The sequence below is a fragment of the Enterococcus sp. AMC1623 genome, assembly GCF_058216495.1.
In genome coordinates this window covers 3,082,826-3,097,198 of sequence record NZ_CM177096.1, presented here as the reverse complement: position 1 = coordinate 3,097,198, position 14,373 = coordinate 3,082,826, and the positions used below count along the sequence as shown (strand labels likewise).

The window sequence follows — 14,373 nt, the reverse complement described above, 5'->3', positions numbered from 1 at the left end:
GATAGTAGTAACTAATATATTTAATTGACATTATTTTTCAAATATATTTTTGTATCTCTTCTTCTATTTTCTAATTCCTCAAAAACTAATTTATAATTAATTTGATTATTTAAAACCTCTTGTAACTTAGAGTGTGTTACCTTATCTATTCGTTGTGATGATAAGTTGAATAATTCAAGTAAAAAACCTAATTTCTCTTCATTACCGTAGCTATTACCTATACTTTTTCTAATAATTGTAGCAAAATTCTTTTTATTAATAATAGAAAAAATCGTACCATGAAAAGTATCTGTTACAATAAAATCTGCATCTCTAAAATAAGCTAGTAATTCAAATGGTGTACAATCTACGAATTCATCACAGCACCCTTGAACTCCACCGAAACATAATATTTTAAGGTTTTTATCTTTAGCATATGTTTTCAAAACTTCATTTTCTTCTTTAGTTAGTCTACCTGAATAACCATATACAATCATATATTTTTCTTTATATAATCTTTGACTAGGAATTTGATTTTCTAACCTCATATAATCATATGCTAATACCGGATCAACGTTTAACACCGGTGACTTCACACCTAATTCTCTTACTATTTTTAATGAGTTATTATCTCGTACAGAAACAGCTTTAAAATTTGAAAAATCTTCTTGTAATTCATTTTTTATTCCGTAATTTTCAATCTTCTCTATAGTAGTATTTCCAAAAGAACCTGCATAAGAAATAACTTCTTTCGCTTTCGTATTTCGTCCAAATAAGTCTGGTGAATAGCCTACATTAGTATTTGACTGGACACAATTAAATACCTCATCACTACCAATAACAAGTAAATCTAATCCTGTCGCATCTTTTCTTTCAGCCGTAATTTCTAATATTGGAAAAAATCTTCTAGAATACGTTCTTTTATGATTAAAAAACTTAATTTTATTTATCAGACTAGAGTCTACATCGTTATACTCTTTTAATTTATGTAAAACTCGTTTGATTCCAGTAGGTTCCTTTATTTTGGAATTAACTAACGGTTTCCCTGCTTCATAGTCAATAAATTGAACAGATACATCTTTAGAGCTGTTCTCAATTAGTTTTTTCAATCCATACGCTTGCAAAAACGATCCATAATTATAGATTCTTTGCATTGACATAATCCCAATTTTTTTCATTAATTAACTCCTAATAATTCTTTTGTTATTTCAACTAGTTTATCATTAAATTTTTTATTATTTGAATTGAATGGTTCTTCACTATTCTTATAATTCATAATAGTTTCACCTAGCGTATTAATATCATCAATTACTAGTATTTTATAACCTAAATCACGTATTTTAATAGCAAAATCTAGCTGATGATCATTGACATGTTCATTAAATTCCACTTTCCGAGGAACAACAATTGGAGATTTTTTTTGTTCTAAAACACTTAGAAAACTTGCTGGTCCACCGTGAGTGATGACTATTCTAGCTTTCTCAATATAGTCTTTCATTTCATCAAATTTTACGAATTTACTCCATTCACAATATTTAGGTTGATAAGTAGAATAACCCGCTTGAATAAATACTTCTTCTGTAATTACATTTTCTTTTTTTAGGTTATCTATTTCTTCTAATAAACGATCAAATGCTTGCTCATGTGTCCCAACTGTCACAAAAATCATTAAAAAATACCTCCTAAATTAATTGCTTTAGGATATACCTTTTTCATTTCTTCCCACTGAACAATAAACTTGTCAGTAACTGGGTATACGAGTTTCCCTGTTACTGTTGGTGCATCTATTCTATCAAATACTTCTATATATATAGTTTTTGAGCCAAATATTTTACCTAAATAAAAGAAAGGAACAGCTACAGCAGCACCTGAGGAAATAATCACATCTGGTTTTTCTTTTCTCAATATTCTAAAAGCCAACCAAGTATTTTTAATTAAATTTTTTATATTACGATTAGTTGGAAAATAACAAGGATATACTTTTTCATTTTTTAAAATGCTTCTGGCATCTTCTTTATCAAAAGTCACCCAAATTCTTTCTTCATTTTCCCAAAAAGGTTTCAACAAATACAGGTGAGTCAGATGCCCTCCACTGGATCCTACTAAACATACTTTCATTCTTCTCCTCTACTCTCCTTAATATGCACTATTAGGTTTAATCATTACACCTATTGTCTTAAAAATTATCTTTATATCATTCCACATATTCAAGTTTTGTATATATTGAATATCTAATTCAACCATTTCATCAAATCCTACTTCATTTCTTCCACTTACCTGCCATAATCCCGTGCATCCTGGTTTAACTAACAATCTTTGTTTATCGTATTCAGTGTACTCGGCAACTTCCCTTAATAAAGGTGGACGAGGTCCTACTAAACTCATCTCTCCTTTTAAAACATTCCACAGTTGAGGCAATTCATCAATACTTGTCTTGCGAATAAACTTTCCTACTTTAGTTACACGAGGATCTTCTTTCATTTTAAACATCGCACCCTCAACTTCATTATGTTTCAATAATTCAGCCAACTTTTCCTCTGCATTTACACACATTGAACGAAATTTAAACATTTTAAATTCATTCTCGTTCTTTCCAATACGTGTTTGTGCGAAAAAAATCGGTCCTGTAGGCTCTTCATTTTTCATTAAAATTGCTACAATTAAAAATATGGGTGCTAATATAACTAACCCTAATAAACTTCCTACAATATCTACTGTTCGTTTAATGAAATGATAAAAATATTTTTTTTTAACAAACTGTGGATTAATAATGTTATGCGTATTCTTAACTGATAATTTATTAGATGGTTGAACATTTTCTCCCATTGTTATTCCCCCTAAAATAAACCGAATTTTTTCTTCTTCACTTCTTCATATATAGGATAATTAACAAGATCCCCATTTAAAAGATCTTTTGCAACTTGTTGCATACCCTGAACTTTTTCTTTTCCAAATTCTTTTCCAATAATTTCATAGGCTTCTTCCATATAAAAGGTTCTTTTCTTTACTCCATGTGCGTCAGAAGCCACCATTTGCACTAAATTATGTTTAATCATTTCTATTGCTGTTTTTCGTATTTGCTTACCAAATGTTCCTACAATACTCGGAGCAGTCAATTGTGCCAAACATCCCATTTCTAAGAACGGAATCAATAAATTAGGATCTTCTCTAAATTTCGCATTCCGTTCTGGATGAACAATCACTGGTATTTTACCTAATGCACGTAATTCGAAGAAAATTTGTTCAGTATATGCTGGTATATCCATCGTTGGAAATTCAATTAATATATATGTATCATCCAAATCAGTAAATAAGATTCGATTTTTATTAATTTCCTCAATCAAATCTCCCGTGATTCGGACTTCTTGTCCTTCTAATAAGGTCAAGTTTAAATTACGTTTATCCAATTCAGCTTGTAATAATGAAACCGAATGAATGACTGATTCTTTTGGAGTTTCGTATCGACCATTATTATGATGTGGTGTACATAAAATATGAGTAATACCTTGACTAATAGCTTTCTCAGCCATCGCAATACTATCTTCTATGTTTTCTGCTCCATCATCGATTCCTGGTAAAATATGGCAATGTAAATCAATCATTTCATTCGACTCCTTCAAAATTTAACTTGAATAGTAATAGTAACCTTGGTCCTTACTTTGTTCAGCCCCATTATACACAACACCTAAAACTCTTGCATTTACTAGATGTAAGAGTTCCTTGGCTTTAGTAACAGATTCTTTCTTGGTTACATTTTCACGAATAACTAAAAGTGTTCCATCAACTTTCGATGCCATAATTTGAGCATCTGTTACTGCAACTACAGGTGGCATGTCAAAAATAATAATATCGTATAAGTTTCTTGCTTCTTGAATAACTTGATCCATACGCATTGATCCCAATAATTCTGATGGGTTAGGAGGTTTGGGACCACTCGTTAACACAAATAAATTTTCAATAGTTGTTGGTTGAGCTGCATCACCAACATTTTTTCCTGTACTCAAAATTGTGCTTAATCCAACCTCATTAGTTAGTTGGAAGGTTTTAAATACTGTTGGTTTACGCATATCTGCATCTACTAATAATACTCTTTGCCCCGACTTAGCAAAAACAACAGCTAAATTCGCTGAAGTAGTAGATTTCCCTTCGCTTGGACCAGAAGAAGTTACAACTAAGGTTTGCAATTTCCGATCTACAGAAGATGCAAATTGAATGTTAGTTCGAATGGTTCGATACTGCTCAGAAACTGGTGATGAAGGATCTACTAAGGTGATTAAACTCACAGGATTGGTTTTTTGTTCTTTACGATCTTTTCTTGCCATAGTATCCTCCTAGACACGTGAACGGCTACGTCTTGTAGCTGCTTCATCATTTTCTACTTTTTTTACTGCCTTCTTAGGCATTTTTTGGGTTGTTGCATTAATTTCTTTTTGTGTCATTTGTGGTACTGTACCTAAAATTGTAAATTCTAAATTGTCAGTTACAAAACGACTATCTTTAACTGTTCTATCTAATAATTGCATTAAGAAAGCTAAACCTACCCCTACTATTACTCCTAAAACTAATCCAATAGCTAAATTCAGTTTATTATTTGGAGAAACTGGATTTGAACTTGCAGTAGCTTTAGAAACAATCGTGATTTTGTCAACATTCGTTAACACATCTTTTACTGTTTCTTGAAAAACTTCGGCTGCTGTATTCGCAATGTGTTCGGCATCAATTGCTTTAGCACTTCTAGCAGAAATTGAAAACATTTGTGAGTTTTGTGATTGTGTAACTTCTAAAACTTCTTTAATTTGTCCAGGAGTTAATTGTATATTATAATCTTTCGCTAAACGTTCTTGAACTTGTAAGGCCAAAGCATCGCCCTCTTTAATAATATCTTTATAAGTGTTTAACATTTGTAAATTATAATTAACATCATTCAAATTACTATTTGCATTTTCATTTTGAGGTAATGTAACAATTAACTGTGCACGCGAACTATACTGAGGAGTAATTACAAAAAATGTAATCGCACCTGCTAAACCTACACCAATAAACATACTAACAATTATCAGAGCAATATGCTTTTTCAAAACTTCAAAAATTTCTTTTAAACTAACTGTTTCTTCCATCTTTTCTCCACTTTCTATCGATTACTTTGTATCTAATTGTTTTTTCAATTTATTTTGAACAGAACTCAATTCATCTTCACTGACACGTTGATATGATACACCGTCTTGCATGAAGCCATCACCTTGCATCTGCAATTGATCAATTGTCGTGAATGCACCACGATAATCCAAAGCAATTTTTTGCATATCATTGAAGCTCATATCAGTTTTCATATTCCCTTCCATTGCATCAAGAATATTACGATATTGAGTAACACCATCTAAGGTTAAAACTTTCTTAACTACTGCTTCAACAACTGCTCTTTGACGTAGTTGACGTCCATAATCGCCACGAGGATCTTCATAACGCATTCTTAGATAAGTTAACGCACGATCTCCATTTAAATGAATCGGACCAAAATCATAGTGCTCCCCACGACTTTCAAATTCCAAATCATTATTGACATCAACACCGCCCAAAGCATCCACCAGTTCTTTAATCCCCATCATATTAATTGAAACATAATGGTCAATTGGAATATCTAGATATTTCTCAACGGTATCCATTGACATCGCAGCTCCACCAAACGCGTAAGCATGGTTAATTTTATCTTGGGTACCATAACCAACAATATCAACATAGGTATCACGAGGAATACTTACTAAAGTTGTTTTATTATCATTAGGATTGACTGTAGCTACCATCAATGTATCTGAACGACCTTGTTCCGTCCGTCCTAAGTCACCTGTATCAATTCCTAACAGCAACACGCTAAATGGCTCTTTTTTGTTTAAATCGACTGGCTGTTGACGTTTCTTGGTTTCTTCATTTTTCCGCTCAACAGATTCATACGTTTGTTTAATTGAACCGGATAAATCAAAATACAATTTAGCACCTACACCAGCTGCAATCACAACTAATGCAGCAACGATTGCAAAAATTGTTAAAAAGATTTTCTTTCCTCTTGAACTGCGTCGACTTCTTCGCGACATTTGTCATTCCTCCATTATTTACTGAATTACTGAACTAGTTGTTGGTTCTTCTGAATTTGGTGTTTCAGTTTCTACAGGTGTTGATTCTGTACTAGGTGTTTCAACTGATTCAGTACTTGGTGTAGTCTCTGGATTTTCTACAGCACTTTCACTTGTATTTCCACCATTATCTACAGGAGGAACATACTCACCTTGATTACCAGTATCAGTTGGTGTTTCTGGTATCCATTGTTCTTCTGAAGATTCAGGAATTGGTTCTTCATAAACTGGTTCAGAATAAGTTTCTTCAACACTCGGTTCTTCATAAGTTTCTGTTGTTGAAACTTCTTCATAGGTTTCTGTTTCAATCACTTCTTCGTAAGTTGATTCTTGTACTAAACCAACAATGTGCGAAACTTCTTCTGCTAAGGCGGTGAATTTTTCTTTTAATTTCTCATTGCGGATATCTTCTATTTTAGCTAAGACTTCCATATAATCTTCATACGTAACAATAGCGCCTTCTTTTAATAGTTCATCAAACCGTTTTTGTAAGTCATCTGCGGTTTTTACTTGATCAGTTGCACTCTTCAAATACTCTTTAGCTACTTTGCGCCATTTATCATCTGGAAATAATGATAATTTTTCGCTGACTTCATCGACTTGATTTTTTTTCAATTTATCTTGAATCGCCATCTCATCTTTAAACTTCAACCAATCTGGGACTTCTTTGGTAAATAGTTTATTCGTTTGTTCTTGAATTCTTAATTTGTCTGAAACATCCGTTAAGTTCTTAGAAATTTCTGTCTTTTGTTTCTCTAGTTCTTTAATTCCTTCAGGTAATGAACCTTCCTTGATATTAAAATCGTCTGCGGTAACGCGGACAGCTTCTAAATCACTTTTTACTTTAGTTACGTCAGCTGTTTTCAACCCTTTTTTCAAAAAATCTTTGTCTTTGCTGGCATATAATCCATCGACAGTTTTTTGTAGTTCATCCAACTTTGATTTTTCATTTGTGACAGCTGTTTCTGCATAAGAAACACGCTGTTCATATTGACGGTCGTTGTTTTTTTGATAACCAATATAACAAATTCCAACAGCAGCAACTGCGACAGCTGCCACACCAAGCCCTTTCAGCATTTTATTCATTTGTTGATTAACACTCCTTGTATTAATTTATTATTCATATTTTTATTTATACTTCGTTTTATAATAGACATATATGCCAATTTTACTGCAAATGCCCTATAAATGGAAGAAAATCTTTTTCATTCGATTTTCATTAAAGCCTTAAAAAAACGTTGGTATTCTAAGTTTCACCTTATATAAAAGGGTTTGTATCCGTTTTAAAAGACACCTCCTTTTTTCAGAAAAGGTAGTATTTTTACAGCAAAACAATCATCCTTTAAAGTAAGAATGATTGTATCGCTCGTTTGCTTGGTTATTGAAGAATCGTGACTTTGACGTTGTAGCGGCGTCCCCATTGAAGACATTCTTCAGGAGTTTTAAAGTGAACATCGATGATATTGCCTTTGATTGCCCCACCTGTATCAGCTGCAATTGCTACACCGTATCCTTCTACTTCTACTAAGGTTCCTAGTGGAATAACGCTCGTGTCAACTGCAACAGCTTGTGGATTTTGTCTTAGATCTAATCCAGAAGCTGTATAGAAACTTGCGCCAGCTTCCGCATAAGAATATGCTGTGGATTCCATATATAATACACGACCAGTTGATTGTGTTTCTTCTGGTTGTATATTTGTCTCTTGTTTCGGCGTTTCTGGTTTGGGTGTTTCTACTTTTGTTTCAGATTCTATTGTTGTATTCGTTGATTTTTCAGTTTGCACTGGTTGTTCTGCTGTTGTATTTTTACTTGTGTCTTCAGAACTGGCTTCAGATTCAACGGTTGTTTCTTGTTTTTCTTCGGTTTGTGTTTCTTTAGCTTGGCTTTCAGCTGCTTCTTTTTCTTGCTGAGCTTTGGCTTCTTCTGCTTGACGCGCTTGCTCTGCTTCACGCTTTTCGGCTGCTTTACGTTCCACTTCTGCTTTTAGACGTTCGTTCTCAACATATTTACTTTGAGCTACAGATTGTAAGGCGTCTTGATTATCGGAAAGTTGATCTTGCAAATCATTAATTTTTGAATCTAAATCATTTGCTTCAGTCACTAAGGCATGCTCACTAGTTTCAAGTTCTTTTTGTGTAGTGGTGGCTGTTTCTTCTAATTCTTGTAATTTAGCTACCTCTGCATCTAATTCATCTAGGGCATCTTTTTCAGCTGTCTGCAAGACAGAAATGGCATACACACCACTGACAAATTCTTGAATGCTTGAAGCCTGTAGTAATAACATCAACTTATTTTCTGATGCTCGATTCAACTGCAACGTTCGTAAACGATCCGCAACGAGCTGTTTTCTTTGTGCAATTTTTTCTTCTGTTGCTTTCATTTCTTCTTTTGTGGATGCTAAAATCACTTCATTTTTAGCTATTTTATCTTTCAGTTCTTCTACTTCTTGATACTTCTGATTAACATCTTGCAATGCTAATTGGACATCAGCACTAATTGTTTCACTTTTTTGTAGAAGTACTTCTTCTTTTTTATCCAAAGATTCTAGTGACTCAGCACTTACTGCTAATGGCGCTGTAACAGTCATTCCCAACAAACAAGTTGCTAAAAATTTCTTCGCTTTCACGAATTCAACACCTTCCTTTTATTCTCCAACTTTGTATATTATACAAAAGTAGACTTCCTTATTTGTTGCAATTCATTTACAGATTATTACAATTCGCTGAGATAGTAGATATTTTTGATACATATCCTTATTTATCAGTGTTAAACAATGGTTAAATGTTGATAAATTAGGATTCTAGCTCGTAACGCATTTGTAACATAGTCCGTATTTGCTTCTCTATGCAGTGTTTAGTTTCTGCAACTTTCCTTCATTGTTTCTTTGCGTTACAATATTGCTATCATATTATTTTAAGGAGGAAATTATGTTTCGTTTATTACATTATGCTAAAAATTATCGAAAACAAATTTTTCTCGGTCCCTTTTTCAAATTTTTAGAAGCAATTTTTGAGCTTGTTTTACCATTATTAATGGCAATTTTAGTGGATGAAGGGATTCAGAAAAACAATTGGTCCAAAGTGATGGAAATGATGATTTGGATGGTTGTCATGTCGATAGTTGGATTATTGTGCGCAGTAATTTGTCAATATTTTGCCTCGTATGCGTCACAAGGATTTGGAACAGAATTACGTAATCAATTGATGAAAAAAATCAATCAACTGTCACATCAAGAGTTGAATCAGTTTGGAACAGATACATTGATTACTCGTACAACCAACGATGTGAATCAATTGCAAGTTGCTCTAGCGATGCTTATTCGTTTGGTAGTACGGGCACCCTTTCTCAGTATCGGTGCTGTTGTTATGTCGTTTTATATTGATTGGCAAATTGGTCTGGTTTTCTTATTGATGTTGCCGCTGTTTTGTTTCGTTTTATTTTTTATTATTGCAAAATCTGTCCCGCTATACAAAATTGTCCAACGTCAATTGGATCATGTTAACGAATTGGTTAGCCAAAACTTAAGTGGTGTACGAGTGATTCGTGCCTTTGCCCGTCGTCAAACAGAAATCAAACGTTTTGATGACTCTACGGACGAACTATCTAAAGTTTATTTGCGCGTAACAAATCTTTCTGCATTGCTGACGCCTGCTACAACTTTAATTTTAAATATTGGTGTTTTAGCCATTTTTTACATTGGGGGCTTTAAAGTAAATATCGGTCATTTGCAACAAGGTCAAATTTTGGCATTGGTTAATTATATGAATCAAATGTTATTAGCGTTAATTGTCGTTTCCAATTTGGTCGTTCTTTTCACACGAGCGGCGGCTTCGGCAAGTCGTATTAATGAAGTCTTAGATGTTGAATCCTCTATTCAATCAGTTCAAACCACGGAAACTTCTACAAATGATGGCAGTATTTCGTTCGAACAGGTTGATTTCCGCTTTGCTCCTGAATTTGGTTTAGCTTTAGAAAATATTAACTTCACGATTCCAAGCAACACAACGATTGGCATCACTGGCCCCACTGGTAGTGGAAAAACAGCTTTAACTCAGTTGATTCCTCGCTTTTATGATGTTGCTGCAGGTTCGGTAAAGGTTGGCAATAAAGATGTTCGTGAGTGGGAGTTGAATGCTTTACGAAAAACAATTGCCATGGTTCCTCAAACAGCAGTCCTATTCACTGGAACGATTCGAGATAATTTACATTGGGGAAAAAACAACGCTACAGATGAAGAATGTTGGGAAGCATTAGAGCTCGCACAATCACGGGATTTTGTCGAAGCCTTGCCTGATGGATTGGATACGATGATTTTTGAAGGTGGAAAAAATTTCTCTGGTGGACAAAAGCAACGGTTGACCATTGCGCGAGCATTAATTGCTAAACCAGAAATTTTAATTTTGGATGATTCCTTGAGTGCGTTAGATTATCAAACAGACTTAAATTTGCGTCAAGCATTGAAAACACTTAATGGGACGGTTATCATTATTTCCCAACGAATTCGTTCAATCCAAGATGCACAACAAATTTTTGTAATGGATGCAGGGAAATTAGTGGCTAAAGGAACTCATGAACAGTTGCTACAGACATCGCAAGAATACCAAGAAATTGTCGAATCACAAGAGGAGGGAATCGAATGAAAACAAAATCTTTTGATTGGAATAGTCTAAAACGATTCTTCCCTTACTTATTACGCTATAGAAAAGAAAATATGACTGCCATGTTACTTGGGATCATTGCTGGTCTCACTTCGGTTTATATGACCTTTTTAATTGGACAAGCGGTCGATCAGTTACTTGGAAAAGATGCGGTTGATTTTAACCAGTTATATAAAATTTTGGGTCTATTTGCCGGTATTGTTGGCGTAACCACAGTTAGTCAATGGTTTATTCAACGCTTAGGAAATCGAGTAGCTTATTTAGCAGCTGCCGATTTACGAAAAGACGCCTATCAAAAATTGAACCAGCTTCCCTTGCGTTATTATGATCAGACTTCTCACGGCAATATTGTTAGCCGATTTACGAATGATATGGATAATGTTTCGGTCGCTGTATCAGCGATTTTCAATCAATTATTTTCAGGTGTTTCTGTTGTATTACTCGCTTTATTTATGATGGTTCGTATGAGTGTGGTTTTAACAATTGTCGTTTTATTATCCACACCCATTATTTTCCTAGTAAGCTGGGCTGTGGCTCGTGCATCACAAAATGATTTTCGTCAGCAACAAGAAATTGTCGGACAAGTTTCTGGCTTTATTACAGAAATGGTGGGCAATCAAAAAATTGTCAAAGCCTTCCAACAAGAAGAAAATAATCAACAACGTTTTGAAACAATTAATCAAGAATTATATGTACGTGGACAAAAAGCACAATTTTCTTCTTCCTTAACCAATCCGTTGTCACGTTTTGTCGATCACTTGGCTTATGTAGCCGTTGGTTTTACCGGTGCCTATTTAATTTTTTCAGGGAGTGAATTGGTTACGATTGGGATTGTTTCGAGTTTTACCATTTACTCCTCACAGTTTTCTAAACCGTTTATTGAAATTTCTGGGATTACGACGCAAATTCAAACAGCTTTAGCTGGGTTAACACGAACATTTGATTTAGTGGATCAAACGCCTGAATCTTCGGATGAAACGGGCAAAGAATTAACAGCTATTCAAGGTGAGGTTCGTTTTGAAGAAGTTGATTTTGCTTATGATTCTAAGCGACCATTGATTGAGAACTTCACTTTTACTGCTGAACCTGGTGAATCAATTGCCATTGTAGGAAAAACAGGTGCTGGAAAATCGACATTGGTTAATTTATTAATGCGTTTTTACGATGTGGATAGTGGTAAAATCACCATTGACGGTGTGGATATTCGTGAATTAAAACGCGACAATTTACGCCAACAATTTGGCATGGTGTTACAAGATACCTGGTTGTTTGACGCTTCTTTACGAGAAAATTTAACTTACGGGAATGCGCAAGCAACCGATGAAGAAATCTATACTGCATTGAAAAAAGCCTACATGTATGATTACGTCATGCGTTTACCTCAAAAATTAGATACACCAATCGGACAACAAGGAATTAAAATTTCTGATGGGCAGCGACAATTATTAACAATTGCTCGTACAATGATTAGTAATCCAGCTATGTTAATTTTAGATGAAGCTACCAGTTCTGTGGATACCTTAACAGAAAAAAATATTCAATCTGCCTTTCTCGAAATGATGCAAGGACGCACAAGCTTCGTCATTGCACACCGACTTTCAACCATTCAATCAGCTGATAAAATTTTAGTGATGGATGCGGGGCATATTATTGAACAAGGAACACACGAAGAGTTACTTGCGCAAAAAGGCGCGTATTATCAATTGCATCATGCACAGTTTGAACAGTAAAAAGCAGCGAGAAAACGCAACGTTTTCTCGCTATTTTTTATGGATATGCTATACTTTAGAAAAGTATACAAAACGGAGGATTTTTATATGGCAATCACCGAATTAGCAGTATTCTCTCAGTATAAGTTCAAAAAAGAAACACCTAACATTTTACTTTCAATTATCATTCCTATTTATAATCGGGAAAAATCTGTGAAAGTCACGCTGGATTGGTTGAAAAAAACAACTTATGACTTAACAAAAGTGGAAATCATCGCGGTTGATGATCATTCACAAGATCATAGTTTTGATACTTTAGCAGATTATGAAAAATTTTTTCCAAATTTTCTCATTGCGCGCCGAAAGCAAAATTCTGGTGGTGCGTCTGTACCACGTAATAACGGTATTAAATTAGCTACTGGAAAATGGCTATTATTTCTCGATTCGGATGATTACTTAACCGAACACGCTTTAAGTGATGCGATGGCAATTGCTGAATCTGGTGATAATGATATGGTTTGTATGCCTTATGCGCGTGGTTTAGGTAGTACCCGTGCTATCAGTAAATCCGCCTTTTCTTATCCAACAACCGTAACTAATCTAGCCTTCTCACAGACTAAACTCTATAATTCTTTAAATGCTGTAGGAAAACTCTTTAAGCGTGAATTAATTGATGAATATCAACTTGATTTTCCTGATTCCATCAAAGTTCGTGAAGACAATTGGTTTATGATGAAAATGTATAGTGTGTCCCTTAAAATTGCCATTTTAGGTAATCAAAAAACATACTATTTTATCGGTGAACAAGATGGTGAATCGCTCTCCAAAGCTGGTACACCACCGAGAGATGCTGTTAAAATTTTCTTATCTGTTTACGATTTTATTCAGGCACTCCCGATTGATGAAGTAAAAAAATTAGAATTTTTGGCATTATACTTAAATCGCTACACAAATTTCATAAAACGTGGCACATTTGCCCCTGTGCGTTTCTTTGATCATACGAAAGAAACTTTGAAGACGTTAGAAAATCATCCGCTGCTAGACGATAATGCCCAGACCTTTATCCAAGATTTATTTCATCATAAATATGACCTAGAAAAATAGTTATCCGCTGTTTCAGACCTCAAAGACTCATTTTTTGAGGTCTTTTAATTTAGTCTATAGCTAAAATCACTCCGTCATTTCTACGTATTCCAATAAATCTTTAGGTTGGCAATCCAATGCTTTGCATAATGCTTCTAAAGTGGAGAAGCGAATCGCTTTGGCTTTGCCATTTTTTAATACGGAAATGTTGGCCATTGTAATACCGACTTGTTCAGCAAGTTCCGTGACAGACATTTGACGTTCCACTAACATTCGGTCAATGTTTACTCTAATTGGCATCACTGTCTCCCTCCTAAACCGTCAAATCATTTCCATGCTTGATTTGAATGACGCTTTCTAATAATTTTTCGATAGTTGCTACAAATACCGATAGCGCTAAAGGAACAGCAATAATTCCCAAACCAATGATGACTACACCTGGTGCATCTTCCACATCTGCAATTCGATAAACCATAGGTAATAAACCTAAAAATAAAACAAAAATGACTAAGGTTGCTTGCTTAATTTTTCGAATAAGTTGCAGAGCTTGTGTTGAAAAAGGATTGTTTTGATCAATTAAGCGTAAAATACGATACACAAAGAAAATAATACTTAGTGATGAAATCGCGGTACCGTAAAGCGAAATATGTGCGATAATTCTGGCTGGATAGAGTTCATTGGCGGAATAGGCATGAATTAAACCAAACGTCCAAAGCATAGCTACAAATAAAATGAATACACTCATTCCTAGTAAAATAATTTTTAAAAATGTTGTTTTGATTTTCATTGGGAAAACTCCTTTATTATTGATGGATT

At 34.3% G+C, this 14,373-nt stretch carries 15 protein-coding genes; 3 read left to right on the top strand and 12 right to left on the bottom strand.

All coding sequences use genetic code 11. From position 1 onward, the window contains the following. Nucleotides 1-20: 20 nt before the first annotated feature. The 10 genes from AC4BC7_RS15220 to AC4BC7_RS15175 form a co-directional block, all read right to left on the bottom strand. On the bottom strand, nt 21-1,157 hold the full coding sequence (locus AC4BC7_RS15220) for a polysaccharide pyruvyl transferase family protein (RefSeq protein ID WP_490503287.1): 1,137 nt from the start codon (nt 1,155-1,157) through the stop codon (nt 21-23). After that, nucleotides 1,157-1,648, bottom strand: a complete 492-nt coding sequence (gene pssE, locus AC4BC7_RS15215; protein ID WP_490503286.1) for a PssE/Cps14G family polysaccharide biosynthesis glycosyltransferase — start codon at nt 1,646-1,648, stop codon at nt 1,157-1,159. Before pssE ends, AC4BC7_RS15220 begins: the two co-directional genes overlap by 1 nt. Continuing rightward, the gene (pssD, locus tag AC4BC7_RS15210) at nt 1,648-2,097 is read right to left on the bottom strand and encodes a PssD/Cps14F family polysaccharide biosynthesis glycosyltransferase (protein WP_490503285.1); all 450 of its coding nucleotides are present in this window, start codon (nt 2,095-2,097) and stop codon (nt 1,648-1,650) included. Before pssD ends, pssE begins: the two co-directional genes overlap by 1 nt. Before the next feature lie 18 nt (nt 2,098-2,115). Then, entirely contained in the window at nt 2,116-2,805 is a 690-nt protein-coding gene (locus AC4BC7_RS15205) for a sugar transferase (protein ID WP_490503284.1), read from the bottom strand. Nucleotides 2,806-2,816: 11 nt separating this feature from the next. Beyond that, nucleotides 2,817-3,581 carry a tyrosine-protein phosphatase gene (locus tag AC4BC7_RS15200; protein ID WP_490503283.1) on the bottom strand — a complete coding sequence of 255 codons (765 nt, stop codon included), beginning with the start codon at nt 3,579-3,581 and terminating at the stop codon, nt 2,817-2,819. A 21-nt stretch (nt 3,582-3,602) separates the two neighbouring features. Next, entirely contained in the window at nt 3,603-4,301 is a 699-nt protein-coding gene (locus AC4BC7_RS15195; protein WP_490503282.1) for a CpsD/CapB family tyrosine-protein kinase, read from the bottom strand. 9 nt (nt 4,302-4,310) lie between these two features. Beyond that, on the bottom strand, nt 4,311-5,096 hold the full coding sequence (locus AC4BC7_RS15190) for a YveK family protein (RefSeq protein WP_490503281.1): 786 nt from the start codon (nt 5,094-5,096) through the stop codon (nt 4,311-4,313). 21 nt (nt 5,097-5,117) lie between these two features. Continuing rightward, nucleotides 5,118-6,068: an LCP family glycopolymer transferase gene (locus tag AC4BC7_RS15185; RefSeq protein WP_490503280.1), complete on the bottom strand. Its 951-nt coding sequence runs from the start codon at nt 6,066-6,068 to the stop codon at nt 5,118-5,120. Nucleotides 6,069-6,086: 18 nt separating this feature from the next. After that, a complete protein-coding gene (locus tag AC4BC7_RS15180) occupies nt 6,087-7,193 on the bottom strand; it encodes a hypothetical protein (RefSeq protein ID WP_490503279.1) in 1,107 nt (368 codons plus the stop codon). Nucleotides 7,194-7,485: 292 nt separating this feature from the next. Next, complete coding sequence (locus AC4BC7_RS15175) at nt 7,486-8,733, bottom strand: 3D domain-containing protein (RefSeq protein WP_490503278.1); 1,248 nt, start codon at nt 8,731-8,733, stop codon at nt 7,486-7,488. Nucleotides 8,734-9,034: 301 nt separating this feature from the next. Between AC4BC7_RS15175 and AC4BC7_RS15170 the strand changes: the two genes are divergently transcribed. From AC4BC7_RS15170 to AC4BC7_RS15160, 3 genes are all read left to right on the top strand, one after another. Continuing rightward, nucleotides 9,035-10,747: an ABC transporter ATP-binding protein gene (locus tag AC4BC7_RS15170; protein WP_490503277.1), complete on the top strand. Its 1,713-nt coding sequence runs from the start codon at nt 9,035-9,037 to the stop codon at nt 10,745-10,747. After that, complete coding sequence (locus tag AC4BC7_RS15165; protein WP_490503276.1) at nt 10,744-12,495, top strand: ABC transporter ATP-binding protein; 1,752 nt, start codon at nt 10,744-10,746, stop codon at nt 12,493-12,495. The genes AC4BC7_RS15170 and AC4BC7_RS15165 overlap by 4 nt, the downstream gene beginning before the upstream one ends. A gap of 87 nt (nt 12,496-12,582) precedes the next feature. Further along, entirely contained in the window at nt 12,583-13,578 is a 996-nt protein-coding gene (locus AC4BC7_RS15160) for a glycosyltransferase family 2 protein (RefSeq protein WP_490503275.1), read from the top strand. A 66-nt stretch (nt 13,579-13,644) separates the two neighbouring features. Here AC4BC7_RS15160 and AC4BC7_RS15155 read toward each other — a convergent pair whose 3' ends face one another. After that, a complete protein-coding gene (locus AC4BC7_RS15155; RefSeq protein ID WP_207942063.1) occupies nt 13,645-13,857 on the bottom strand; it encodes a helix-turn-helix domain-containing protein in 213 nt (70 codons plus the stop codon). A 13-nt stretch (nt 13,858-13,870) separates the two neighbouring features. Further along, on the bottom strand, nt 13,871-14,344 hold the full coding sequence (locus AC4BC7_RS15150; protein ID WP_490503274.1) for a DUF2975 domain-containing protein: 474 nt from the start codon (nt 14,342-14,344) through the stop codon (nt 13,871-13,873). Between the last annotated feature and the right edge of the window lie 29 nt (nt 14,345-14,373).

What these genes read in the sequence shown, in the direction of transcription:
- AC4BC7_RS15170 (WP_490503277.1), top strand. Translation starts at nt 9,035, where the DNA reads ATGTTTCGTTTATTACATTATGCTAAAAATTATCGAAAACAAATTTTT.
- AC4BC7_RS15205 (WP_490503284.1), bottom strand. Translation starts at nt 2,805, where the DNA reads ATGGGAGAAAATGTTCAACCATCTAATAAATTATCAGTTAAGAATACG.
- AC4BC7_RS15180 (WP_490503279.1), bottom strand. Translation starts at nt 7,193, where the DNA reads ATGAATAAAATGCTGAAAGGGCTTGGTGTGGCAGCTGTCGCAGTTGCT.
- AC4BC7_RS15190 (WP_490503281.1), bottom strand. Translation starts at nt 5,096, where the DNA reads ATGGAAGAAACAGTTAGTTTAAAAGAAATTTTTGAAGTTTTGAAAAAG.
- AC4BC7_RS15185 (WP_490503280.1), bottom strand. Translation starts at nt 6,068, where the DNA reads ATGTCGCGAAGAAGTCGACGCAGTTCAAGAGGAAAGAAAATCTTTTTA.
- pssE (WP_490503286.1), bottom strand. Translation starts at nt 1,648, where the DNA reads ATGATTTTTGTGACAGTTGGGACACATGAGCAAGCATTTGATCGTTTA.
- AC4BC7_RS15160 (WP_490503275.1), top strand. Translation starts at nt 12,583, where the DNA reads ATGGCAATCACCGAATTAGCAGTATTCTCTCAGTATAAGTTCAAAAAA.
- pssD (WP_490503285.1), bottom strand. Translation starts at nt 2,097, where the DNA reads ATGAAAGTATGTTTAGTAGGATCCAGTGGAGGGCATCTGACTCACCTG.
- AC4BC7_RS15200 (WP_490503283.1), bottom strand. Translation starts at nt 3,581, where the DNA reads ATGATTGATTTACATTGCCATATTTTACCAGGAATCGATGATGGAGCA.
- AC4BC7_RS15155 (WP_207942063.1), bottom strand. Translation starts at nt 13,857, where the DNA reads ATGCCAATTAGAGTAAACATTGACCGAATGTTAGTGGAACGTCAAATG.
- AC4BC7_RS15220 (WP_490503287.1), bottom strand. Translation starts at nt 1,157, where the DNA reads ATGAAAAAAATTGGGATTATGTCAATGCAAAGAATCTATAATTATGGA.
- AC4BC7_RS15165 (WP_490503276.1), top strand. Translation starts at nt 10,744, where the DNA reads ATGAAAACAAAATCTTTTGATTGGAATAGTCTAAAACGATTCTTCCCT.
- AC4BC7_RS15195 (WP_490503282.1), bottom strand. Translation starts at nt 4,301, where the DNA reads ATGGCAAGAAAAGATCGTAAAGAACAAAAAACCAATCCTGTGAGTTTA.
- AC4BC7_RS15150 (WP_490503274.1), bottom strand. Translation starts at nt 14,344, where the DNA reads ATGAAAATCAAAACAACATTTTTAAAAATTATTTTACTAGGAATGAGT.